Source organism: Acinetobacter baretiae (assembly GCF_015627105.1).
GTDB lineage: Bacteria > Pseudomonadota > Gammaproteobacteria > Pseudomonadales > Moraxellaceae > Acinetobacter > Acinetobacter baretiae.
Window position 1 is genome coordinate 25,670 of record NZ_VTDM01000009.1, and the last position, 23,714, is coordinate 49,383.

Consider the following 23,714-nt stretch of genomic DNA (forward strand, 5'->3'; position numbering starts at 1 on the left):
ACCAGCGTATAACGCTGGTTTTTTTATATTTTCAATTAGTGTGTAACATGTAAACTAACAATTGTATATCGCTGTGTGGTCGGTTTGACTTGAGGATTAAATTTTGTGGTTGCTACAACTAAATATTGACCTTCAGTTGCAAATCGCATGCTTGCTTCACCTTCTTTGTTGGTGGTGAGTGTTTTGGCTTGCTCATCGGATTGACCAATTTTACGTACAGAAATCTCGATTTCGCCTAAGTGTTGGTCTTTATTGTGATTATGCGCATGTATAATGACATCTTGATTGGCTTTAATCTCATTTGGATGAATATTAAAGGTTAAATCAATGGGTGCAAGTTCTACTTCCTTGATGGCTGTGATTTGCTTTTTACTAATATAACTTTGTATTGTCCATTCTCTTGCGATATCTACAGTCTCAGGTGCTTTTTTAAAGTCACTTGGAATGAGATATTCACGGCTTGCTTTTGCAGGTGCTTTGTCTGCAGGCATGTCTAAAAACATATGCCAAGTTTTGTCTTGTAGTGCATATTTTATATTGTACGAAATTGTCGAATGAACTTTGTACGTACCTTCTTTAGGAAGGTTTAAGTCAAATACGGTTGCGGATTTAAGTGATGTTTCAGGTGTAATTTGACTGACTTGAGCGTCTGGATCCACAATAGAAAACACAGCTTTTTTGAGTGCTGCTTCACTGCTAAGGGCTTCTTCGGCATAGCCTGCAATAATTGGTGTGCGAGAGTTTTCAGTTTTTCCAACAAGTGTTGAAACATAAGGTTGGTGTGCAGATACTGTTGCAGAAAAAACAAGTGCAGTAGCAACAAGAATTTTTTTCATGGGAAAATCCTGACTGATGAACTAGAAATATCTATATTGCTATAAATAGAATTGAGAATCATTATTATAAAGAGAATTATATATTTGAATAGTATTATCTGATATAAAAAAGTAGGTTTAATCTAAATAAGGCATCGAAGAGCGCTTACGACGTTATCGAAGACGCTCCTGATCAGTGAGGGTGTTAATTTTGCCACTGATGCTGACATTCACGGCACTTCCACATTTTTTGCGATTGCATAAACGTTTGCATAGATTGTTTAAATTGAGGTAAATCACGCCAAAACATAAAGCCTGAGCCTGCAGTAATCAAAAAGACAATAACCGTAGCAATTTGTAGATTGCTGCCTGCTCCATTGCTAAAAATCCACATCACAATGCTTGAAATAACGAGCAGTAAAAGGAGGAAAATAGAAAAAATTAACGTGATTAGGCTTTTAGGTACATCAGGCCGAGCGCCATTACCTTGAGCAATTGGCATAAGTTTGGCACTTTGGCATTTAGGGCAACGGTATTGCATACAGATTCCGAAAAAACATAGTTTATCTATTTTAACAGTGTGTATGAAAAAAAGAAAAAATATAAATCATTGAGAATAGTTATTGTTTAATATGGTTCATTTGCTATTATTTGTGTAACTTTATGTAATCAATTATTTAAACTATGTATTTTTTACACACAAAATTAACAACAGTGGCCATGTCTATTGCTTGTATGGGCTTGGGTTCATCTTTTACCTATGCACAATCGAATGAAACGATGCTAGACACGATTACAGTACAAGCGCAAGGAAACTGGTTAGATGATGTAACAACAAAAAAAATATTTGAACATGCTGGGGCAAGAACAATTATTGAACGCCAACGAATGAATGATACGGCATCAATGACCATCAAAGATGCATTAAAACAAGTCCCTGGTGTACAAGTACAAGATAATGTAGGCACAGCAGGCAGTGATTTGTCATTAAGCTTTGGCGTGCGTGGTTTAACTTCACGTTTTTCACCTCGCTCAACGGTTTTAATGGATGGTATACCTTTGGCTTTTGCACCGTATGGCCAACCACAGTTGTCACTTGCTCCAACGAGTTTAGGTAATATTGAATCTATTGATGTTATTCGCGGTGCAGGTTCGGTGCGTTTTGGGCCACAAAATGTGGGTGGAATTATTAATTTTAATACCCGTGCTATTCCTGAAACATTGACAGGCAATATTGGGCTTAATCAAGAAATTGCCAAAAATGGCCATGTAAAAATGAATCCAAATGTGTTTTTAGGAACAACTTTTGAAAATGGTTTGGGTTTGGCTGTTTTATATTCAGGAACACAAGGTAATGGTTATAGAGACAGTAATGACCATAATAATATTAATGATGTGTTGGTTAAAACGGCATACCGTATCAATTCACATAATAATATTGAGTTTAATGTTCATCGTTATGATGCAAAGGCAGATATGCCCGGTGGATTAACTGTCAAGCAATATCGCGTAGAACCAAATCAGTCAGTAAAATCTTATGATTTTTTCTCAGGGCATCGGACTGATGGTTCATTGAAATATAGCTATAGTGATGATGTTAATCAATTTGAGTTGCTGGCCTATCATACAGATACATACCGTAATGCTGTGATGGAAAAAATTAACGATACCGATAAAAATAAAACACAACTTAGAAATGCACCTCGTAGCTATAAAGTAACAGCATTTGAGCCTCGTTTCTCTCATGCATATGCTTTAGGTACAACAAGCAATGAAATTTCAGTAGGTTATCGTTATTTAGATGAAGATAGTCAAGAGTATATTGGCCGTAGTGCATGGTATAAAAGTGGTACAGCACCTTTAAATGTAGATGGGTATAGTGCGGCAGATGGAAGTACCAAAGCACATGCGGTGTACTTAGATCATCGAACACAATGGAATAATTGGTCTATTACACCGGGACTACGTTTTGAGTCGATTAAAAGTAAAGAAAATTATTATAAATTGAACAGCAACAATAGTGTAAAAAATAAAGTAGCTACTGAAGTGAACTCTGATGAGCTGTTACCTAATTTATCTATTTTGTATCGTGTGAATGAGCAGTGGAATATTTTTGCAAATTACGGGGTATCTTTTGGACCACAACAATATAGCCAAATGGCTAAAATTGACGATACTAGTAAACTTGCTGTGTCGCAGACAGCAGGGTTAAGCCCTGAAAAAGCGAAAAACTATGAGATAGGCACACACTATTTAGGCCAAGGGGTTGCTGCAGAATTTACGGTCTTTTATATCGACTTTGACCAAGAATTACTACGTTATAATTTAGCAGGTACTGAAGGTTGGACAAATTTAGGTGCAACAAAGCACCTCGGTTTTGAATTTGGTACGAGTTACGATTTTGGTCAATGGTCAGACAAGCTCAATGGTTTTTCTGCTTATGTTAATTTAACATATACTCATGCAACCGCAGCAGCAGGCACAAGAAAAGGTAAAGATATTTCGTTTTACTCAAGATGGGTGGCGAATGTCGGTTTGGGCTATAAATACGAGCAGTGGGTTGTCAATGCGGACAGTTTTGCACAGTCAAAACAAGTTGCCCCAAACAAAGATGACTTGGTGGTTGAAGATTCTCTTGGAATGTATGGCAATATTCCGGGGTATAGTACATTCTCTATGCGTGTTGGTTATGATTTTAGCCAACATGTCAAAGGGCTAAAAGCTGCCGTTGGGATGAAAAATATATTTGATCAAAACTATTTCACACGCTCTTCTGATGCCAATGGTGGAAAGTTTACTGGCCAACCACGAACAGTCTTTATTCAAACTTCTTTTGATTTTTAATTTATTTTACTCAATAAAAAAAGGTACGGTTCGCCGTATCTTTTTTATTGTTCAAAAGAATAAATAGACATAAAAAAAAGCCACAACATCATGTGTTGTGGCTTTTTAGAATTTGGCGTCCCTACGGGGATTCGAACCCCGGTTACCGCCGTGAAAGGGCGATGTCCTAGGCCTCTAGACGATAGGGACATATATACACAAACAAGCGATTTGGTGGAGTCAAGCAGGATCGAACTGCTGACCTCTACAATGCCATTGTAGCGCTCTACCAACTGAGCTATGACCCCAGTTGCTGTGTGAGCGCTATATTAGGGTGAAGATGCGATCACGTCAAGAAAAAAATATAGATTTATGAGTCGATTGCATCATTTTTCGGCAATTGTAGAGATTCATTGAGTTTTTCCCATACTTTTAACTCTTTTTTGCTTGGTGAACCGACAATGTCGAGCGCATGACGTAAGCGAGCATAGGTAAGATCTGGTCCAATGGTGACCATCGCTTGCATAATTGGTGTTGCGCTGGTTGAACCTGCAATGGCAATAAAAAACGTGGGCATGAAGTCGCGTAATTTGATGCCCATTTGAGTGGCTAAATCCATCAAAATTTGACTTACTGTGTCGTTATTCCATGTGAATGTTTTTTCTAAACGCCAAATGGCAAATTGTAAGCTTTGACGCACCTGTTCAGGAGTAAGCTTTTTATGTACAAACATGTCTGCATTTAAGTTTGGCATGTGGTTAAAGTACAATGTAGACCAATTTACCGCTTCAGACAGTAAGTTAATTCGAGGTTGAATTGCTTGAGCGATCTCTTGTAATTTACTTGGATTATTTTGCCAAGATAAAAGACGTGTTAAGAGCTCTAGAGGGGTTAAAGATTTAATCCATTGACCATTGAGCCAATTGAGTTTATCGACATCAAAAACAGGGCCACCTAAAGATACACGTTGTACATCAAAATGTTCCATCATCTCTTGTAAAGTAAATACTTCACGCTCATCTGGCATAGACCAACCCATACGACCTAAATAGTTGAGTAAAGCTTCAGGTAACACACCAATATCTTTATAGTAATTAATAGATGTTGGGTTTTTGCGTTTAGAAAGTTTAGATTTATCTGGGTTGCGTAACAATGGCATGTGACAAAGTGTAGGCATCTCCCAACCAAAATATTGGTATAGTAATTGATGCTTTGGTGCAGATGGCAACCATTCTTCACCACGCAATACATGTGTGATTTGCATGAGATGATCATCAACTACATTGGCAAGATGATACGTTGGTAAACCGTCTGTTTTGAGTAACACTTGCATATCTACTTGTGCCCATGGGATTTCAACGTCACCACGTAGTAAATCGTTAAATTTACAGGTACCTTCTTGGGGCACTTTCATTCGAATGACGTGTGGTTCACCTGCATCTAAGCGTTGTTTCACTTCAGCGTCTGTTAGTGCTAAGCTTCTGCCGTCATATTTCGGTGTTTCACCACGTGCCTGTTGTGCTGCACGCATGTCATCGAGCTCTTCTGCGGTTGCAAAACAATAAAAGGCATGTCCTTTTTCTACAAGTTCTAGTGCATATTGCTTATAAATATGCATGCGTTCGGATTGACGATAAGGGGCATGAGGGCCGCCAATATCGGGGCCTTCGCTCCATGTGAGACCTAACCAATTGAGTGAATCCAAGATCATTTTTTCAGATTCAGGGGTTGAGCGTTGTTGGTCAGTATCTTCAATACGAAGAATAAATTCACCACCGTGTTGTTTGGCAAAACATAAATTAAACAGTGCAATATAAGCAGTACCAACATGTGGGAAACCTGTTGGAGAGGGTGCAATACGTGTGCGTACAGTCGTCATAATGAGGTCGAAATCTTTTTTAGTTAATATGCATTATAACGAAAAATAACGGTGGTGATAGGGTGTTGTCATTGCCAAAGTTTGATGGCTATGAATTACATAATGAAAATAGATTTTGTAAAAACCGAGAAAAGCGTTGTTGCTGTGCTGCAAAAAAATTTTGGGTGGGTGCAGCATGAATGGTATTTAGCAAGACAAGATCATCATGCTCTGATAATGGGTTATTTAAATTTTGTTTTTGCTTATTGAGTGCATTTTCTGACAGTTGTAACTGTGGTTGATTAAGTACATCTTGATGAATAAATAAGCTATGAGTACTGTGTGATTGACTATTCAATTGAAGATGACTTGCCATAGTAGTTGCTTGTGCAATGTTGATATACATACTGCAAGAGAGTATGAGAATCGCAAAACGTACAAACGACATGATAAATGCTCCGATCAATTTGACAAAGCAATGTACGATGCTGCTTTGTTTTATTGTATGTAGTGATTTTATACTGATATTGTATCTTATTTTTATCTTTTAAGTATGAACTAATCATGGATAAGTGCATTTTAAACGGTGTGATTTAATTTTTTAGATGATTTTATGGCTGATTCGGACACTTATGGGCCATTTTTGAACAAAAAGTTGAGAAAAAAGCAAATAATGATTAAATATTAATATTTTCCTACAAAAAGTTGTTTGGCAGAGTTAAATATCATCGTGATAATAGTAGACTATACCATTAATTTTTTTTGATACGATTTTATGTCACATATTTCTGTACTGCTTAATGAAACAATAGATGCACTTTTGGCACATCGTCAAACAGGAATATATGTGGATGCAACATTTGGTCGTGGTGGACATACGCGTTTATTGCTGTCAAAGCTCGATGCGCAAAGTCGAGTGTATGCGTTTGATAAAGACCCTCAGGCTTTACAAACAGCATCTGAGTTAGCGCAAGAAGATGCACGGTTTCAAATTATTCATGCCAGCTTTGCTGATTTAGAGGTTGAGCTAAAGCACCGAGGCATACAGCACGTTGATGGCATTATGGCTGACCTTGGTGTGTCTTCGCCACAACTTGACCAAGCTGAACGTGGCTTTAGCTTTATGAATAATGGCCCTCTTGATATGCGTATGGACAATTCTAAAGGTGTCACCGCAAGGCAGTGGCTTTTAGATATCGATGAAGAAACGTTGGCCAACACAATTTATAAATATGGTGAAGAACGATACAGCCGTCGTATTGCTAAAGCCATTAAAATGGCTGGAGATATTGAAACGACAGCAGAATTGGCTGAACTGGTCAAAAAAGCCCATCCAAAATGGGAAAAAAAGAAGCATGCAGCAACTCGTACGTTCCAAGCCATTCGTATTGCCATTAATAAAGAATTAGAAGATGTAGAGGCATTTTTACCACAGGCGGTAAATATGCTCAAACCCGATGCACGTTTGGCAGTGATTAGTTTTCACTCTTTAGAAGATCGAATGATTAAACAATTTATACAAAAAGAATCGACCTTGCCAGAAGACAATGGTTGGGGGTTACCTATCGTACAACAAGATACACGACGTTTAAAAAAAATTGCACGTGTTTGTGCAAGTCCTGAAGAAGTGAAAATTAACCCACGTTCACGTAGCGCATGGTTACGCGTTGCAGCAGGGTTACCGCGTGATATAGAAGAATAAGCATGAAAAAAAGTATTGTAGATACACGTTTAGAGTCTCAATTTAGCCAAGGTCATAAAAAAACCATGTTGTATGCATTTTTGGTTCTCTTGATTTGTGTGAGTGCAATTATGGTGGTGTTTGAAGTATTTGAATATCGGCACGACTACAGACAAATGACGGTGTATTTAAAAGAGCAAGATGACTTAAATGCTGAATGGACACGTTTGTTGATTGAACAACAAACATTTGGTTCAACATCCCAAATTGGGACACGAGCAGTCACACAATTACGGATGTTTTCACCACCAGCAGCAGAAACAGTGGTGATTGCTCTACCGCCGTTAGCGCCAAAAAAATAAGGTTGTGGTATGGCTGAAAAAAAAACAATGAATCAAAATAAAGTGACTCCTTCAGTCACCCCTAAAGTGGCGACTTTGAGTCAGGGACGTTTTTATTTTATCTGGCTAATTGTGGTGGCATGTTTTACGTTACTGATCGGCAGGGCTTTTTATGTACAGGTCATTAATAAAGACTTTTTACAAGATAAAGCCAATGCCGTGATTCAGCGTGATCAAACAGTTGAGCCTATGCGTGGCGTTATTAGTGATCGTAATGATGTGCCTCTTGCGATTAGTTCACCGATTATGAAAATTATCATGGACACAGCAGATTACTATGAAAACAAAAAAATCTATGATCAGATGACAGCACCTGCTATTGATGGAAAAAAACATAAGGCAAAACAAAAACTGCCAGATAAAGATTTTAATCTAGATGAATTGGCTGATGCTGTAGGAATGAGTCGTGCAGAGTTAAAACAACGTATGCAAGCGCATCCTAAATCGAGATATTTGGTACTTAAAACAGAAGTCCCACCACCTGAAGCAGATGCCATTATGGCACGTAATTTTCAGGGGCTTTATACTGAAAAATCATACAAACGTTACTACCCACAGCCACAACCTAATGCGCAAATTATTGGTTTAACCAATAATGACAGTAAGGGCGTGGAAGGGTTGGAAATGAAGCTCAATAAAGAGCTTGCAGGAACGTCTGGGTTACAAACGACGATTCGTGATAAGTTTGGTAATCGAGTACGCGACCCTGAAATTATTCGTCCGGTCGAAAATGGTGAAAACTTTACATTAAGTATTGATTCACGTATTCAGTATGTAATGTACAGAGAATTAACGGCCGCAGGTGTTGCAAACAATGCTCGATCTGCTACAGCCATTGCAGTAGATGTGAAAACAGGTGAGATTTTGGCCATGACCAGTTGGCCATCATACAATCCAAATGATAAAAATGATTTAAATAACAAAGATGCGATGCGTAACCGTGGTGCAATTGACATGTTTGAACCTGGTTCAACCATGAAACCGTTTACTATGGCTGCTGCACTTGAGAGTGGCAAATATACATCAACATCTATTATCGATACTCATCCTGGTTCAATGCGTATAGGGTCACATACCATTAGAGATACACATGACCATGGTGTGCTGACCTTGGCAGGAATTATTATTAAGTCATCGAATGTGGGGTCGGCTAAAATCGCGTTATCTTTGCCACAAACGACTTTACCGAATGCATTTAGACGATTTGGTTTTGGTGCAAAGTCTGCAGTACGTTTTCCTGGAGAAAGTGCAGGTTTGATTTTGCCACAAAAATATTTAAATGTGTCTGAAATTGGTACGATGGCATATGGCTACGGTTTAAATGCAACTGTTTTACAATTGGCACAAGGCTATGCCATGTTAGCCAATCATGGTAAAGAAATGCCATTGTCATTGTATCGTTTAGAACAGCCCCCTGAAGGAAAACAAGTGCTATCTGCTAAAATTGCAGATCAAATTGTGGGTATGTTAGAGCAAGTTACACAGCCGGGTGGTACAGCCACACAAGCACAGATTCCAGGGTATCGAGTGGGTGGTAAAACGGGAACTGCACACAAATTAAATCCTGATCGTAAAGGATATTCTACCTCTGAATATCGTGCTTTATTTGCAGGGATTGCCCCAATTAGTAACCCTAGAGTTGCCATGATTGTTGTGGTTGAAAATCCACAAGGTGCGTACTATGGCGGGGTTGTCGCTGCACCTGTATTTACTCGAATTATGCAAGAAACGTTACGTTTGCTCAATGTTCCTTTAGACAAACCATTACAGCCGACAAATCTCAAAAAATAAGGTGCTTTTATGTCAATGTGCTTTCAAGATCTCTGTGATGTAAAAGCAGACTTTCCTTGGCTTACCCAGCCATTGAAAGGATTTTGTTTAGACAGTCGTGAGTTAAAACAAGGGCAAATTTTTATTGCACTAAATAGTTTTTCACAGCAAGAAAAAATAGCGATATTTGCAAAAAGTGCGATACAAAAAGGGGCGTTAGGCATTATTTCTGAGTCTGAAATTGAGGGTGTAAATACACTTATTATTCCTCATGTTCGTCAGCAAATGGGGCAATGGCAACGCCAATATTTACAGCATTGTTTGCAAGTTACAGCGCCTAAAGTGATTGCAGTTACAGGAACGAATGGTAAAACAACCATTTCAAGATTGGTCGCTGAACTATTGATGTTTACAGGGCGTACAGTTGCTGTGATGGGTACAGCAGGCCACGGTATTTTACCTCATTTAGAACCATCTACTCATACCACAGTAGATGCTTTGCAGTTACAACAACGATTGATGCAATTTAAGCAACAAGGCGCTGACTATGTGTCGTTAGAGGCCAGCTCACATGGGTTAGATCAGGGGCGTTTAGTTGGAACTGATATTGAAATTGCGATTTACAGTAATTTAAGTCATGACCATTTAGATTATCATCGTACCTTTGAAGATTACGCCAAAGCCAAAGCTAAACTTTTTTCATTTTCAACACTGAAAGTTGCAGTGATTAATATTGATGATGATTATGCTTCTGTTATGCAAACGGCTGTAAAAAATAATACTGCACAACCTCAGCTCATAACGTACTCTAGAGAAAATAGTCAAGCAGACGTTTACGTTCGTAATATTGTGTATAGTTTAGATGGCGTAACGTTTGATTTGCACAGCCCACAAGGGGTGATGGCAATCTCTAGTCCATTGCTTGGTCAATTCAATATTGACAACTTATTGGCAAGTTTAGCAACGATACATGCTTTGGGGATAAATTTACGTCATATTGTGGATCAATTACCTCAGTTGGTTGGAGCACCTGGGCGTATGCAAGTTATGCATGATCAGCATCGAGTTTTTATTATTGATTATGCACATACACCAGATGCATTAGAGCAAGCTTTAAGTAGTGTGAGAAAGCATGTCGAAGGTAAATTGTGGGTGGTTTTCGGTTGTGGTGGTGATCGGGATCGTACAAAACGTCCAATGATGACCAATATTGCATTGGTACAGGCTGATGTGGTTGTACTGACTGCAGATAATCCACGAACAGAAAATTTACAACAGATTTTTAATGATATGACCACAGGGATAGATTTTTCTACGTATCATGCCTATCAAATCGATCATCGCCGTGATGCAATTGCTTATGTCACACAACAGGCACAAGCAGGTGATGTTGTTGTGATTGCAGGTAAAGGCCATGAAAATTATCAAGATATAGACGGTGTGAAGCATTTTTTTGATGATATGGTTGAATTAAAAAATGCATTAATAGACTCGTCTTCGCTTTCAAAAACATATCTGCCACTGAGGTAATGATTATGCATACATCAACGACAAGTACAGATGTACTCATGCCTTGGTCGGCACAAGAACTTGCAGAGGCAACGCACGGCACGTGGTATAAAGGACGTTTACCTCAAACATTGGTTAAACGTATTTTAACCAATTCGCGCGATGCTGAAATGGACGATGCCTTTTTAGCACTTCGGGGAACGAGATTTGATGCTCATACATTTTTACCGCAGCTCTCTACACAAGGCTGTCGTATTGCGATTGTAGAGCATCCAATCGAAACGCTCGAGATCTATCAGTTGGTGGTTAAAAATACTCGTTTGGCTTTAGGGCATTTAGGTGCATTTCGACGACAAGCATGTCGTGATTTAAAGGTCGTTGCATTAACAGGCAGTAGTGGTAAAACGACCACTAAAGAAATGTTAGGCAGTATTTTAAGTCTTTTGGCACCGACACTTGTGACTCGAGGCAATTTAAATAATGATTTAGGTGTGCCGATGATGTTACTTGAGTTAACTCAGCAACATCGCTATGCAGTTATGGAGTTGGGTGCAAATCATCAAGGTGAAATTGCGTATACGTCAGGTCTTGTTTCCCCTGATGTTGCAGGTATTTTAAATATCGGTACTGCACATTTAGGTGAGTTTGGTGGGCGTGAGGGTATTTGTCGAGCAAAATCTGAAATTTATCAACATTTAAATCCTTTTGGATGTGCCATTATTCCTCAAAAAGACGATTTTACACTCAAAATTCAAGCACATACACAGCATCTTCAGTGCTTAAGTTTTGGGCAAGATGGAGATGTGTACGCCACAAAAATTCAATTAAATCCAGAATCCACACAATTCATGTTACATACACCTCAGGGTGTGAGCCAGATCCAACTGCCTTTTGCAGGCATACATAATGTCGATAATGCATTGGCTGCAACAGCATTTGCTTTGGCACTTGAAGTACCCTTAGATGTTATTGCACAAGGTTTAGCACGTGCTGTGGCCGTTAAAGGACGTTTGAACTTTATCCGTAAAAAACAACATTTATTTATAGATGATACGTATAATGCCAACCCCACCTCGATGTTGGCAGCAAGTAAAGTATTAAGCCAGCAAAGCGGTATAAAAGTGCTGGTCATGGGTGACATTGGTGAGCTTGGCGATACGGCTGTATTTGAACATCAACAACTTGGTCAACAATTATCACAAGATAACATCGATCATATTGTTGCTGTGGGCGAGTATGCGCATGTGGTATGTGCTGCTGCAACAGGTACAGTGCCCATTACCGCCTTTGAAACACAAGCACAAGCACGACCGTATTTAATTGAAATGATAAAAAAACATCAACCTCAGACCATGAGTTTCCTGTTTAAAGGTTCTCGTTTTACCCACATGGAGACGTTGATGGCTGATGTGATGGAGACGCTTTAAAATGTTGTTATGGTTATTTGAACGATTAGGTGGGTACGATACAAGCTTTTTAGTCGTACGCTATCTGACATTACGAACGCTACTGAGTGTAATTACCTCATTATTGATTGGCTTAGGTTTAGGCCCTGTCATGATTAAAAAACTACGTGCGTTAAAATATGGTCAAGCCGTCAGTACGTTTGCTCCAGAAAATCATGCTCAAAAAATGGGTACACCGACTATGGGTGGGGTGTTGATTCTAATGTCGATTGGAATTAGTACCTTATTGTGGGCAGATTTATCTAACCCATATGTATGGATTGTCTTGGCTGTTATGGTGATTTTTGGTGCTGTCGGTTGGGCAGATGATTGGATTAAAATTCGCTATAAAGACAATGCAGGTTTACCTGCTCGGAAAAAGTTTTTTTGGACATCAGTAGGGGCATTAGGTGCAGGTATTGCGCTGTATAGCATTGCTCAAGCACAACCTTCAGTGACGACCACGCACAATATGCTTGATTTACTGATTCCATTTTTTAAAAATTTAAATATTCCTTTATCTGCTGTGCCGTTTGGTTTGGCTTTTATCGCATTTACTTACTTGGTCATTAATGGCGCATCTAATGCGGTAAATTTAACAGATGGTTTAGATGGTCTTGCTATTATGCCTGTCGTTTTAGTGGCGGCAGGGCTAGGTGTGTTTGCCTATTTGTCAGGTGATGTTCGTTTTGCCAATTACTTGCATATTCCATATGTGAAATATACTTCAGAACTGGTGGTGATTTGCTCTGCGATGGTAGGCGCAGGCTTAGCATTTTTATGGTTTAATGCGCATCCTGCACAGATTTTTATGGGTGATGTTGGCGCATTGGCATTAGGTGCAATGCTTGGAACCATTGCAGTAATGGTTCGCCAAGAAATTGTGTTTGCAATTATGGGTGGTGTATTTGTGATGGAAGCAGTCTCTGTTTTCTTACAAATTGGCTCACTACGTATGCGAAATAAACGAGTATTTCTCATGGCACCTTTGCATCATCATTATGAAAAAAGAGGCTGGAAAGAAACACAAGTCGTGATTCGTTTTTGGATCGTGACGATTTTCTTGGTGGTCATTGGTTTAATGACTTTAAAGCTACGTTAATTGTAGATGTATTCATTCAAAAGCTGGCAAAAGCCAGCTTTTTACATTGGAGGACGTTGTGTGAAAACACCGAAAAATTTACCGTTAATGTGTCCTGTGTGTCGAGATCAATTGAGTCTATCGGATCGAACGTGGCAATGTGTACAGAAACACAGTTTTGATTTGGCAAAACAAGGATATGTTAATTTACATGTGGTGCAACACAAACACAGTAAAACACCTGGAGATACTGCTGAATCTGTAGCAGCACGTCGAAACTTTTTACTTGAAGGTTACTATGAACCATTACAGCAAGCCATTACTGCACTGATAAAACAATACAATATTGATTCTATACTTGATATTGGTTGTGGTGAAGGGTATTACACCAGTGCCATGCAACGTGGTGTTTCACAGTGCATAGGGGTGGATATTGCAAAAACGGCCATACAACGTGCAGCAAAAACCAATCATGATGTCACTTGGGTTGTAGGTACAGGTGCTGTATTACCTGTGATGGATCACTGTATAGATTTATGCACGAGTTTATTTAGTCCGCTCCCATTAGATGAAATCTCTCGAGTGCTCAAGCCACAAGGCTATTGTTTAGTCGTTACACCTGCTCACAATCATTTATATAACATGAGAGCGGCTTTGTTTGATCAAGTGACTCTGCATGAGCCGAGTAAAATATTGACTCAATTTGAAGCAGATTTTGATGTCGTGAAACAACAGCATCTTGAATATGACATGACCTTAACACAACATGCGTTGAAAGACCTGGTTGCTATGACACCGTATGCATACAAAGCCAAGCGAGATAAGCGTGTTGCACTTGAGTGTATTGATCAGTTTGCTGTTACAGCAAGTTTTCAAATATATTTGTTTCAGCATCGTGCACCGACCGTTGCAATTTGCCCTACAGCAGTATGAAGCTAGAGCAAATTGCATATATGTGACTACTGTACTTGATTGATTAAGTTTTCAATATCATCACCATTTGCATGTTTATTTGGGGGTGTTTGTGCATTTGGTACGTTATTGGGTTGTTCATTCTCGGCAGGTGCAGGTAAGTCACTAAAATCGTTGCTGTCTTGTGTAGGTTGAATAGTCACAGGTTTATACATTGGTTTTGCACTTGGGGGTGAAATACGACCATTGTTATGGTCTTTATTTTTCATGTGTGCAGTATCATCACTATCTATGTTAACCCATGCATAGGGTGTCCCAGCTAAAGCATTTTTCATGAAGCCTGACCAGATAGGGAGTGCTGCAACACCACCGTATTCACGCCGTCCTAATGTGGTTGGTTGATCAAAGCCAACCCAAGCCACTGTGACAAGTTTGCCATTGAAGCCAGAAAACCATGCATCTCTAGCATCATTGGTGGTTCCTGTTTTTCCACCAATATCATCACGGCCTATGGCCAATGCTGCACGACCAGTACCGACTTGAATAACATCTCGTAAAATATTTGCCATATCAAATGCAGACTCTGATTTGATAATACGCTGTGCTTGACGGTAATCACTACGTTTTAATGCAGTTTGATTGATTTTTTCGGTTTGTTGAAAGGCTGTATCATCACTGGTATGTTGTGTCTCAGAACGAATGTTAGATGATGCCTCAATACAAGAGATACATGCATACTCAGGGTTGGCTCTATACACTGTTTTACCATAGGCATCATTAATATAGTCTATAAAATAAGGTTCTATACGATAACCACCATTTGCAAAAGTAGCATATCCTGTCGCCATTTGTATGGGTAGAACCTGTGGTGTACCTAAAGCGATTGTAAAGTTGCGAGGGATTTGATTTTCTTGTAAACCAAAATCCATCAGTAGTTGACGAGCATGCTCTACGCCAACATTTTGTAATAAACGTACAGATACTGTATTACGAGATAAATAGAGTGCTCGACGTAGTGGCATGAGCCCTAAGTAGCGTCCATCGGAGTTTTTTGGTGACCATTTGCCAATCGTAATTGGTGCATCATCGACCATACTATAAGGTGTCATACCCCGTTCTAAAGCCAATGCATAAATAAACGGCTTAATGGTAGAACCTGGTTGACGCCAACCTTGTAAAGCACGATTAAATGTCGATTGGTAGTAGTTATAACCACCAACGATGGCCTCTATAGCACCATTATTGGGGTTTAAAGCAATAAGCTGACCTTGTACTTTTGGTAGTTGTACCAAAAGCCATGTTTTTTTATCTTCACTGTGTCGTAAACGAACAATATCATTTAATTTCACAATTTGATTTGCACGACTTGGCATCGGCCCCACACTGTTGGCATTTCTATAAGGGTGTGCCCAAGCCATGCTTGTCCAAGGTACAGTCACTTGTGTACCATCTTTAAACTCTGCATCAAAGGTACTGTTTGATACCTTCGTGACTTTGGCAGGGTAGGCTTCTGCAATCGGGAAAAACTGACTTAATGGTTTGTCATTTGCTTCAGCACCACGCCAACCATGGCGATGATCATAATCTTCTAAGCCCGCTTGAATGGCTTCTTCGGCATATTTTTGACGTTGACTATTAATAGTTGTGTAAATTTTAAATCCTGAGTCAACAGCTTGTTCTCCAAACTTGCTGACAATCTCTGAACGTACCATTTCGCCCACATATGGAAATTGAGTATTAATTCCTCGATCTTGCATATCTAAGTTTAATGGTTCTGTCACAGATTTTTGGTATTCTTGCGAACTGATATACCCTAGCTGTAGCATACGACCAAGAATCCAGTTTCTACGCTCAAGTGCTCGATCTGGATTTGCGACCGGATTATATTTTGAAGGCGCTTTAGGTAGGCCTGCAATCATGGCCATTTGTGCAATGCTGAGTTGATCTAGGCGATCTTTGTTGTAATAAATTTTTGCCGCTGCTGCGATGCCATAAGCATTTTTTCCTAGAAATATTTTATTGACATATAGCATTAAAATTTCTTGTTTACTCAGGTTTTCTTCTAGTTTTCTGGCAAGAAAGACTTCTGTCAGTTTGCGTTTGAGCGTTCTTTCAGGGCTTAAGTAATAATTTTTTGCCACCTGCATGGTAATGGTTGACCCACCTGTTTGTACATCTGAACCAGTGATACTCTCACTGACTGCACGGCCAAGTCCTTTAAAGCTAATACCACTGTGTTCGAAAAAAGACGAGTCTTCTGCGGCTAAAAATGCATGAATAAACTGAGGAGGAATTTGATTGTACTCGACAGGAATAGACAGTTTACCGCCATATTCTGCAATCAATTTTTGATCTGCAGTGTATATTTGAATCGGTTTAAGAAGTGGCGCTTTTTTTATTGTACTCATTTCAGGAAGTGAGGGTGCAATGTATAAATACATGCCATAAAATCCCATCGGAATGCTGATCATCAGCATAAAGATAAACAGGAAAAAGGGGTAAATTCGGCCAGAACAAGAAGTTTTTTTCATATTTAGCTATGGTTAAAAAATGGGGTGGCGAAAAGAAAGTATAATCTATGTCGTTATATTATGGCGTATTATATACGATTATTGTGCAAATCATATTGAAAGTAGTGTATTGTCGAAAGATCTTACTCTCATAGAAATCATGAGGAAGCGTTGTGCTTAAATTGAATGGTAAACTAAAAAAGGGGTTAGTGGGAGTAGATATTGGTTGCTCCTCTGTGAAGTTGTTAGAGCTTTCGCAAAAAGGCGAGCGTTATAAGGTTGAGAGCTATGCCAATATCGCTTTAGCTGAAGGTGTGATTGTCGATAACAGTATTGTGGATGCTGAAGCACTTTCAGATGCTTTACAAGAAGCTGTGGATGTTGGCAACCCTTCTGCCGACTTAGTGGCTTTTTCTTTACCCAATGCACAAGTGATTTATAAAACATTAGAAATGGATCGCGATTTAACTGACGAAGAAAGAGAAATACAAATTCGTTTAGATGCAGAACAATATATTCCCTTTCCCTTAGATGAAGTCAGTTTGGATTTTGAAGTACTTGGTGCCAATAAACAACAATTAGATCAAGTGTATGTACGCTTAGTTGCCACTCGTACTGAAAATATCGAAGCAATTACAGATGCTTTATCTTATGCAGGTTTAACACCTAAAGTTGCAGATGTAGAAAATTTGGTATTAGAGCGCGCATTTTCTATTTTTTGTAATCATCTCCCGATGTCTGCAAAACGTGTTGCCGTACTCGATATTGGACACACAACCACCAACTTTACTGTACTAGATAACGGCCGTGTTATTTATACCAAAGAACAAATGTTGGGTGGAAAACAACTGATTTTAGACGCACAGTATCATTATGGAGGATTATCAGAAGCCGATGCAACGGCACTGATTTTTGATCATAGTCATCATGAAGATTATGACGCAGCAATTATGACGCCGTTTAAGCAAGCTATTTTAGACCAAACTACACGTGCATTACAGTTGTTTTTCTCTAGTTCGTCATATCATCAAGTTGACCATATTTTACTGGCAGGTGGTGTGGCAAATTTAAACGGCTTGGCACAATATTTACAAGCTGAGCTCAGTTATAGAGTCACGGTCGCTTATCCATTTTTAAATATGACGTTCTCACCTAAAGTGAACGTACAGCAGTTTGAACAAGATGCCCCTGCACTAATGCTTGCATTGGGTGCAGCACTTCGGAGTTTCGATTGATGTCAAAAATAAACTTATTACCTTGGCGTGATGATGTTCGTGAGCAAAAGAAAAAGACATTTATTTTTGTGTCAGTGCTGATGGCCTGTTTGGGTTTGAGTGTTGTTGCGGTAACGTGGTTTGCACTGAATGAACGTCGAGCAGATCAAGAAAGTGCAAACCAAATAATTTTAGCGAAAAATCAACAAATTGATACACAACTTAAATCTTTAACAGGCTTGCAAGAGCAAAGACAAGCGATTATTGATCGAATGGTATTGATTCAAAACTTACAAGCTCAACGCCCGATTCCTGTACGATTGGCGGATGAGTTGGTTCGTGTTGTTCCATCACAAGTGTATCTCACACGTTTTACACGTACTGGCGATGCTTTGGCGTTTGAAGGTCGTGCAGATAACCCAGATACTGTGGCAGAATTAATTCGTAATATGGACAGCTCTGCTTGGTTTCGAAATGTTTTCATGAGTTCATTTATTGCAAATGATAAAGATGTTGCACCCAATACACAGACGTCTATTTTACCGAGGGTAGAAGAAAAGTATGGGGCGTTTGTTGTGACTGCAAGTATGGGAAGTATTGCACAACCAATATCTGCACATGGGAAATCGGGAGGACAATAAAATGGCAGATCAAGATGCATTGGTTGACTTTGAGGATAAAGTAACGCAAAAAAAGCGTTCACTACAAGATTTTTTAGATCAATTTAAATCATTAGATGCAAATAATTATGGGAGTTGGCCCACTGTTGTAAAAATAACAAGTTGGGCTTTTATCTTTATTTTTATTTGTATTTTGGGTTATTTTGTATTGATTGTATCTGTACTTGAAGATACATCAACTGCGCAAGCACAAGAAGCAAATTTGCTCAATGAATATCAACAAAAAGAGTCTAAATTACGTAACTCTCAAAATTATGATAAACAACTCAAAGTCATGCGGGAAAATTTCGATCAACAATTGCAACAGTTACCCAAAGAATCTGAAATAGCAGGTTTGGTTGAAGATATTAACCGTACAGGACTACAAGCTGGATTAAAGCTCAAAAATATTCGTTTAGAAAATGAAGTGAAACAAGACTTTTTTGTTGAACAACCCATTACCATTGAAGCAACGGGTGACTATCATTCTTTTGCGCGTTTTGTGAGTAATTTGGCTGTACTATCACGTATTGTAAATGTAGGTGATTTTTCTATTACGGCTGTAGACAAGAAAAACGGCAAAGTCGAGGTCCCTGAACTTAACTATGTGATTAAAGCAAAAACATACCGTTATTTAGGTGATGCAAAACCGACGACAAATCAAAAGGCAGGAGGCTAATGAAAATGAGTCATCGCTTAATCTGCTCTACGATTGCACTATTGTTGATCTCAGGTTGTAGCTCTAGAGTGAGTCATGTCGAGTCAGAAATGAGTCGTATACAACAAGAGCCTCCATTGCCCTTACAGGCAGCGCCTGTGTTTGATAAAGTCCCAAATTTTGAATACGCAGCTCAGGGTTTAAGAAATCCCTTTCTACAAACTTCATTATATACAGAGCTTAAAGTACGTGCTGGAAAGAAAGTATCACCCAATCTTGCACATGTAGCACAACCACTTGAAGCTTATCCATTAGAGTCATTATTGATGCGTGGTATGTTACAAGATGGTGGAAAAACATTTGCACTTATACAAGCACCTGATAAACAAGTGTATCGTGTAAGCATAGGTAGTTACATGGGATTAAATCAAGGGCGTATTGTTTCATTGACACCGGAGCGTATACAGTTGATCGAAATCGTCTCTGATGGCCAAAATGGTTATTTAGAGAGACCAAGAACCTTAGTTTTAGTTGGCCAAAACGCTTAGCGAATTAGATAAAGCATACTAGACAGAATGAAAAGATTGTGGGGAATAAACGAATGACATATTCAAGAATGTATCGATTCGCACTAGGAGCGATTCTTTTTAGCAGTAGCTTATCTGCGATGCAATTGGCACAAGCACTTGCGATTACTAATGTGACTGCAAGTGATCAAGGCAACCAAAATAGTGAAGTTCGTATCGTATTTGATGGTACACCTATTGATCCTAAAGCATATCAAGTTGGGCAAACACCAAAACTCATTTTAGATTTTCCAAAAACCGATGTAAAAGTTACAGCAGCTCAACTCGCTAAAGTACGTACCAATCAGTTAAACCGTGTTGCTGTTGTCTCACAAAATCAACAGTCTCGCTTAAGTTTAGATCTCAAATCAAATGCACAGTTCTCATCTCGCATTGAAGGCACAACATATATTTTAAGCGTGACACCGACCACCGCCGTGGCAGCTGTAAGTGCAGAAAAACAAACCAATAATAATGTAGTACCACCACCACAATCACAAGTGCAATCACAAACGAAACAAGTTCAACCTTCAGCGAAACAAGTGCAAGGGGTTGCAAATATCGGTTTTCAGCGCAGTGAAAAAGGCGATGGTCAAATCGTGATTGATTTATTAGATGGTCAAACACCGATTGATATTCAACAGCGTAATAACTATGTGGTGGTTCGTTTAATTGGCAATAAAATTCCAACACATTTAATTCAGCGCATGGATGTCAATGACTTTGCAACACCTGTAAGTACTGTAGATAGTTTTAACAATGGTGCCAATGGCATGATTGAAATTAAAAATACAGGAAATTTTGATTACAAAGCATACCAAACTGAAAAGAAACTGACCATTAATGTCGCACGTAAAGAAACGGCTTCAAACAGCACACCTACTGAACCCAAATACACAGGGCGTAAGCTGTCTTTAGATTTCCAAGATATAGAAATTCGTCGTGTATTACAGGTATTGTCTGATTTTTCTGGTGTAAATATCGTTGCTGCCGATAACGTGCAAGGTAACATTACTCTAAGATTAAAAGATGTTCCATCAGATCAAGCTTTAGAATTAATTTTAAAGGCAAAAAACTTATCTAAAAAACAAATTGGGCAAGTGGTTTGGGTGATGCCAACGGCTGATATGATTAAAGCAGATGAAGAAGATGCAAAGCTTAAAAATCAGCAAAATAAAGCAACGCCATTACAAACTGAATTCATTCAGCTCAATTATATTAAAGTGAAAGATCTCGAAGATATTTTTGACTTGAAAAATAAAGGCCAAGATCGTAAAGAAAATAACTCTTTATTGACGCCAAGAGGCTCGGCAGTGCTCGATCCAAGAACCAATACGATTGTTCTCACAGATACAGCAGAAAAAATTCAAGAAGTAAGAAAATTATTTAAACAGCTCGATACGGCAGTAAAACAAGTCATGGTAGAAGCCCGTATTGTTCGGACAGAAACCAATTTTAGCCGAGAGTTAGGTGTGAATTGGAGCTTGTCACAACAAACATCTACGTCAGGGTGGGATAACGGTAAAATTACGCGTTCAATTTCTGCTGGAGTAGATTTAGGCACAACAACAAACTACGGTTCACTTTCTTTAGGTTTACTACGACTAGGTAGTAATATGTTGGACTTAAAGCTAGCGGCCTCACAAAGCGATGGTCAAAGTGAAATTTTATCTACACCAAAAGTCATGACAGGCGATAACCAAGAAGCCTTAATTCGTTCGGGTCAAAAAGTACCTTATGCAACAACCAGTGGTAATAATGGAACAACCATTACCTTCCAAGATGCAGTACTTGAGCTAAAAGTAACACCAAGTATTACCCCTGACGGAAAAATTCAGATGAAACTGAATATTTCTAAAGACTCTTTGGGTGTTTTAACGACCGCAGGATACGCAATTGATACCAATGAACTGAAAACGAATGTCTTGGTTTCAGATGGTGAAACAGTAGTTTTAGGCGGATTATATGAAAATACATCATTAAACCAAACCAATAAGGTGCCATTATTGGGTGATCTTCCAGCCATAGGTCATTTATTTAAAAATAATACCAAGTCAGACACCAAGCGAGAGCTATTGATTTTCATTACACCACGAATTATTAATGACACATTTTAAAGAAATCATTAATATAAGTGGTATAGATCGAAAACAATAGGTGGCGTCTTGCCAAAACAAGCAATTGACACCCTGCCAAATATCTATTTGGTAGGGCCTATGGGCGCTGGAAAAACTACAGTGGGGCGTCATCTTGCTGAAATTCTTGGGCGTGAGTTTATTGATAGTGACCATGAAATTGAAACCAAAACTGGTGCCTCTATTCCATGGATCTTTGAAAAAGAAGGTGAGCTCGGTTTTCGTCAACGAGAAAAACAGGTTTTAGAAGAACTCACGCAGTTAAATAATGTTGTCCTTGCCACAGGTGGCGGAGCAGTGACACAACAGGAAAATCGTCAAGTGTTAAGAACAAGTGGCGTGGTTGTGTATTTGTTTGCACCTGTTGAAATACAGCTTCAAAGAACATATAGAGATAAAAATCGTCCCTTATTGCAGGTTGATTATCCTGAGAAACGATTACAAGAACTATTAGAAATGAGAGATCCGCTTTATAAAGCAGTCGCACATTATATCGTAGATACTCACAGTGGTGCAGCGCGAGATTTGGCTTATCAAATCTTGAGTAATATTCTTGAAAACCCGCAGACTTAATACAGTAATTGGTTGAAATAATGCAAACTTTATACGTTGAACTTGGTGATCGTCGTTATCCTATCTACATTGGTAGTCAGCTTGATATTGCAACACTGCTATCACCATATTTGCCAAACAAACAAGTCATGATTGTGACCAATGAAACGGTTGCACCGTTATATGCAAAAGCGTATCAACAAGCATTGCATCAATTAGGTAAAACCACAGCAACATGTATTTTGCCAGATGGTGAACGCTATAAAACGATTGAGTGTTTAAATCTTATCTTTGATGCCCTATTAAAAGAAGGATTTAATCGAGATTGTACGGTGCTAGCACTCGGTGGGGGAGTGATTGGTGATATGGCAGGCTTTGCTGCTGCAAGTTTTCAACGTGGCGTCGATTTTATTCAAGTACCAACAACATTGTTATCGCAAGTAGATTCGAGTGTAGGCGGTAAAACTGGGATTAACCATCCTTTAGGTAAAAATATGATTGGTGCATTTAAGCAACCAAATATTGTTTTTGCAGACATGCTACAGTTAAAAACCTTGCCACCAAGAGAGCTTTCCGCTGGGCTTGCAGAAGTTATTAAGTATGCATTATTGGGTGATCTTGACTTTTTAGCGTGGTTAGAACTGAATATGGATGATTTAGTCTCAGGGCATGAAACTAAATTGGCTGAAGCAGTATATCGTTCTTGTGCACATAAAGCCCGTATTGTGGCTAACGATGAAAAAGAACATGGCGAAAGAGCACTTTTAAATTTAGGCCATACGTTTGGTCATGCAATCGAGTCATATTTAGGCTATGGTACATGGTTACATGGTGAGGCAATTGCTGTTGGCATGATCATGGCTGCAGATTTATCTTGCCAAATGGGATTGATTTCAACAGAAGATGTCAATCGTACAAAACGAATTTTCCAGCGTGCACATTTGCCAATTCAATGTCCAAATATTCCATTGGATGAATTTTTAAGTTATATGGCACATGATAAGAAAGTCCTCAATGGCTCAATTCGTTTGATTTTATTGAAACGTTTAGGCCAAGCATTTATCACCAATGATTTTGATGTAGAGCTAATGAAACGCGCCATACTCAATCAATTAGAACAATAGA

Annotated in this window: 20 protein-coding genes and 2 tRNA genes; 15 read left to right on the forward strand and 7 right to left on the reverse strand. The window is 38.9% G+C overall.

The window, feature by feature from the left end; genetic code table 11:
- Nucleotides 1–35 precede the first annotated feature (35 nt).
- Entirely contained in the window at nt 36–836 is an 801-nt protein-coding gene (locus tag I2F17_RS04185) for a DUF4198 domain-containing protein (RefSeq protein WP_211139160.1), read from the reverse strand.
- 184 nt (nt 837–1,020) lie between these two features.
- Entirely contained in the window at nt 1,021–1,356 is a 336-nt protein-coding gene (locus I2F17_RS04190) for a hypothetical protein (RefSeq protein WP_196422151.1), read from the reverse strand.
- 179 nt (nt 1,357–1,535) lie between these two features.
- On the opposite strand from I2F17_RS04190, the gene I2F17_RS04195 reads away from it, so the two are divergent.
- Entirely contained in the window at nt 1,536–3,659 is a 2,124-nt protein-coding gene (locus tag I2F17_RS04195; protein ID WP_235985914.1) for a TonB-dependent receptor family protein, read from the forward strand.
- 113 nt (nt 3,660–3,772) lie between these two features.
- Here the strand turns inward: I2F17_RS04195 and I2F17_RS04200 are convergent.
- The 4 genes from I2F17_RS04200 to I2F17_RS04215 all read right to left on the reverse strand — a co-directional run bounded on the left by I2F17_RS04200 (nt 3,773) and on the right by I2F17_RS04215 (nt 5,944).
- Nucleotides 3,773–3,848 (reverse strand) — tRNA-Glu (locus I2F17_RS04200).
- A gap of 22 nt (nt 3,849–3,870) precedes the next feature.
- A tRNA-Ala gene (locus I2F17_RS04205) sits at nt 3,871–3,946 on the reverse strand.
- Nucleotides 3,947–4,008: 62 nt separating this feature from the next.
- Nucleotides 4,009–5,517 carry a glutamate--tRNA ligase gene (gene gltX, locus I2F17_RS04210; RefSeq protein WP_196422153.1) on the reverse strand — a complete coding sequence of 503 codons (1,509 nt, stop codon included), beginning with the start codon at nt 5,515–5,517 and terminating at the stop codon, nt 4,009–4,011.
- An 88-nt stretch (nt 5,518–5,605) separates the two neighbouring features.
- Nucleotides 5,606–5,944 carry a hypothetical protein gene (locus tag I2F17_RS04215; protein ID WP_211139162.1) on the reverse strand — a complete coding sequence of 113 codons (339 nt, stop codon included), beginning with the start codon at nt 5,942–5,944 and terminating at the stop codon, nt 5,606–5,608.
- 327 nt (nt 5,945–6,271) lie between these two features.
- On the opposite strand from I2F17_RS04215, the gene rsmH reads away from it, so the two are divergent.
- The 7 genes from rsmH to I2F17_RS04250 all read left to right on the forward strand — a co-directional run bounded on the left by rsmH (nt 6,272) and on the right by I2F17_RS04250 (nt 14,316).
- Entirely contained in the window at nt 6,272–7,198 is a 927-nt protein-coding gene (rsmH, locus tag I2F17_RS04220; protein WP_211139163.1) for a 16S rRNA (cytosine(1402)-N(4))-methyltransferase RsmH, read from the forward strand.
- 2 nt (nt 7,199–7,200) lie between these two features.
- Nucleotides 7,201–7,539, forward strand: coding sequence for a cell division protein FtsL (gene ftsL, locus I2F17_RS04225; protein WP_211139164.1), 339 nt, complete (start codon nt 7,201–7,203; stop codon nt 7,537–7,539).
- Nucleotides 7,540–7,566: 27 nt separating this feature from the next.
- Nucleotides 7,567–9,369 carry a penicillin-binding protein PBP3 gene (gene ftsI, locus I2F17_RS04230; RefSeq protein ID WP_235985918.1) on the forward strand — a complete coding sequence of 601 codons (1,803 nt, stop codon included), beginning with the start codon at nt 7,567–7,569 and terminating at the stop codon, nt 9,367–9,369.
- A gap of 9 nt (nt 9,370–9,378) precedes the next feature.
- A complete protein-coding gene (locus I2F17_RS04235; protein WP_211139166.1) occupies nt 9,379–10,878 on the forward strand; it encodes a UDP-N-acetylmuramoyl-L-alanyl-D-glutamate--2,6-diaminopimelate ligase in 1,500 nt (499 codons plus the stop codon).
- Nucleotides 10,879–10,883: 5 nt separating this feature from the next.
- Entirely contained in the window at nt 10,884–12,284 is a 1,401-nt protein-coding gene (locus I2F17_RS04240; protein ID WP_211139167.1) for a UDP-N-acetylmuramoyl-tripeptide--D-alanyl-D-alanine ligase, read from the forward strand.
- Between the two features lies 1 nt (nt 12,285).
- Nucleotides 12,286–13,404 (forward strand): phospho-N-acetylmuramoyl-pentapeptide-transferase, encoded by a 1,119-nt coding sequence (gene mraY, locus I2F17_RS04245; protein WP_196422160.1) that lies wholly within the window; start codon nt 12,286–12,288, stop codon nt 13,402–13,404.
- An 87-nt stretch (nt 13,405–13,491) separates the two neighbouring features.
- Nucleotides 13,492–14,316, forward strand: coding sequence for a putative RNA methyltransferase (locus tag I2F17_RS04250; protein WP_235985919.1), 825 nt, complete (start codon nt 13,492–13,494; stop codon nt 14,314–14,316).
- 26 nt (nt 14,317–14,342) lie between these two features.
- Here the strand turns inward: I2F17_RS04250 and I2F17_RS04255 are convergent, their stop codons facing one another.
- Nucleotides 14,343–16,826, reverse strand: a complete 2,484-nt coding sequence (locus I2F17_RS04255; protein WP_211139169.1) for a penicillin-binding protein 1A — start codon at nt 16,824–16,826, stop codon at nt 14,343–14,345.
- 152 nt (nt 16,827–16,978) lie between these two features.
- On the opposite strand from I2F17_RS04255, the gene pilM reads away from it, so the two are divergent.
- The 7 genes from pilM to aroB are packed head-to-tail and all read left to right on the forward strand — an operon-like array spanning nt 16,979 to nt 23,713.
- Nucleotides 16,979–18,040 carry a type IV pilus assembly protein PilM gene (gene pilM, locus I2F17_RS04260; RefSeq protein ID WP_196422162.1) on the forward strand — a complete coding sequence of 354 codons (1,062 nt, stop codon included), beginning with the start codon at nt 16,979–16,981 and terminating at the stop codon, nt 18,038–18,040.
- Nucleotides 18,040–18,660, forward strand: coding sequence for a PilN domain-containing protein (locus I2F17_RS04265; RefSeq protein WP_196422163.1), 621 nt, complete (start codon nt 18,040–18,042; stop codon nt 18,658–18,660). Before pilM ends, I2F17_RS04265 begins: the two co-directional genes overlap by 1 nt.
- A gap of 1 nt (nt 18,661) precedes the next feature.
- Nucleotides 18,662–19,357: a type IV pilus inner membrane component PilO gene (locus I2F17_RS04270; protein WP_196422164.1), complete on the forward strand. Its 696-nt coding sequence runs from the start codon at nt 18,662–18,664 to the stop codon at nt 19,355–19,357.
- A gap of 5 nt (nt 19,358–19,362) precedes the next feature.
- Nucleotides 19,363–19,884 (forward strand): pilus assembly protein PilP, encoded by a 522-nt coding sequence (locus I2F17_RS04275; RefSeq protein WP_407926544.1) that lies wholly within the window; start codon nt 19,363–19,365, stop codon nt 19,882–19,884.
- Nucleotides 19,885–19,937: 53 nt separating this feature from the next.
- The gene (locus I2F17_RS04280; RefSeq protein ID WP_211139170.1) at nt 19,938–22,019 is read left to right on the forward strand and encodes a type IV pilus secretin PilQ; all 2,082 of its coding nucleotides are present in this window, start codon (nt 19,938–19,940) and stop codon (nt 22,017–22,019) included.
- A 36-nt stretch (nt 22,020–22,055) separates the two neighbouring features.
- Nucleotides 22,056–22,610, forward strand: coding sequence for a shikimate kinase AroK (aroK, locus tag I2F17_RS04285; RefSeq protein ID WP_407926546.1), 555 nt, complete (start codon nt 22,056–22,058; stop codon nt 22,608–22,610).
- A 20-nt stretch (nt 22,611–22,630) separates the two neighbouring features.
- Complete coding sequence (gene aroB / locus I2F17_RS04290) at nt 22,631–23,713, forward strand: 3-dehydroquinate synthase (RefSeq protein ID WP_196422168.1); 1,083 nt, start codon at nt 22,631–22,633, stop codon at nt 23,711–23,713.
- Nucleotide 23,714: the final 1 nt, after the last annotated feature.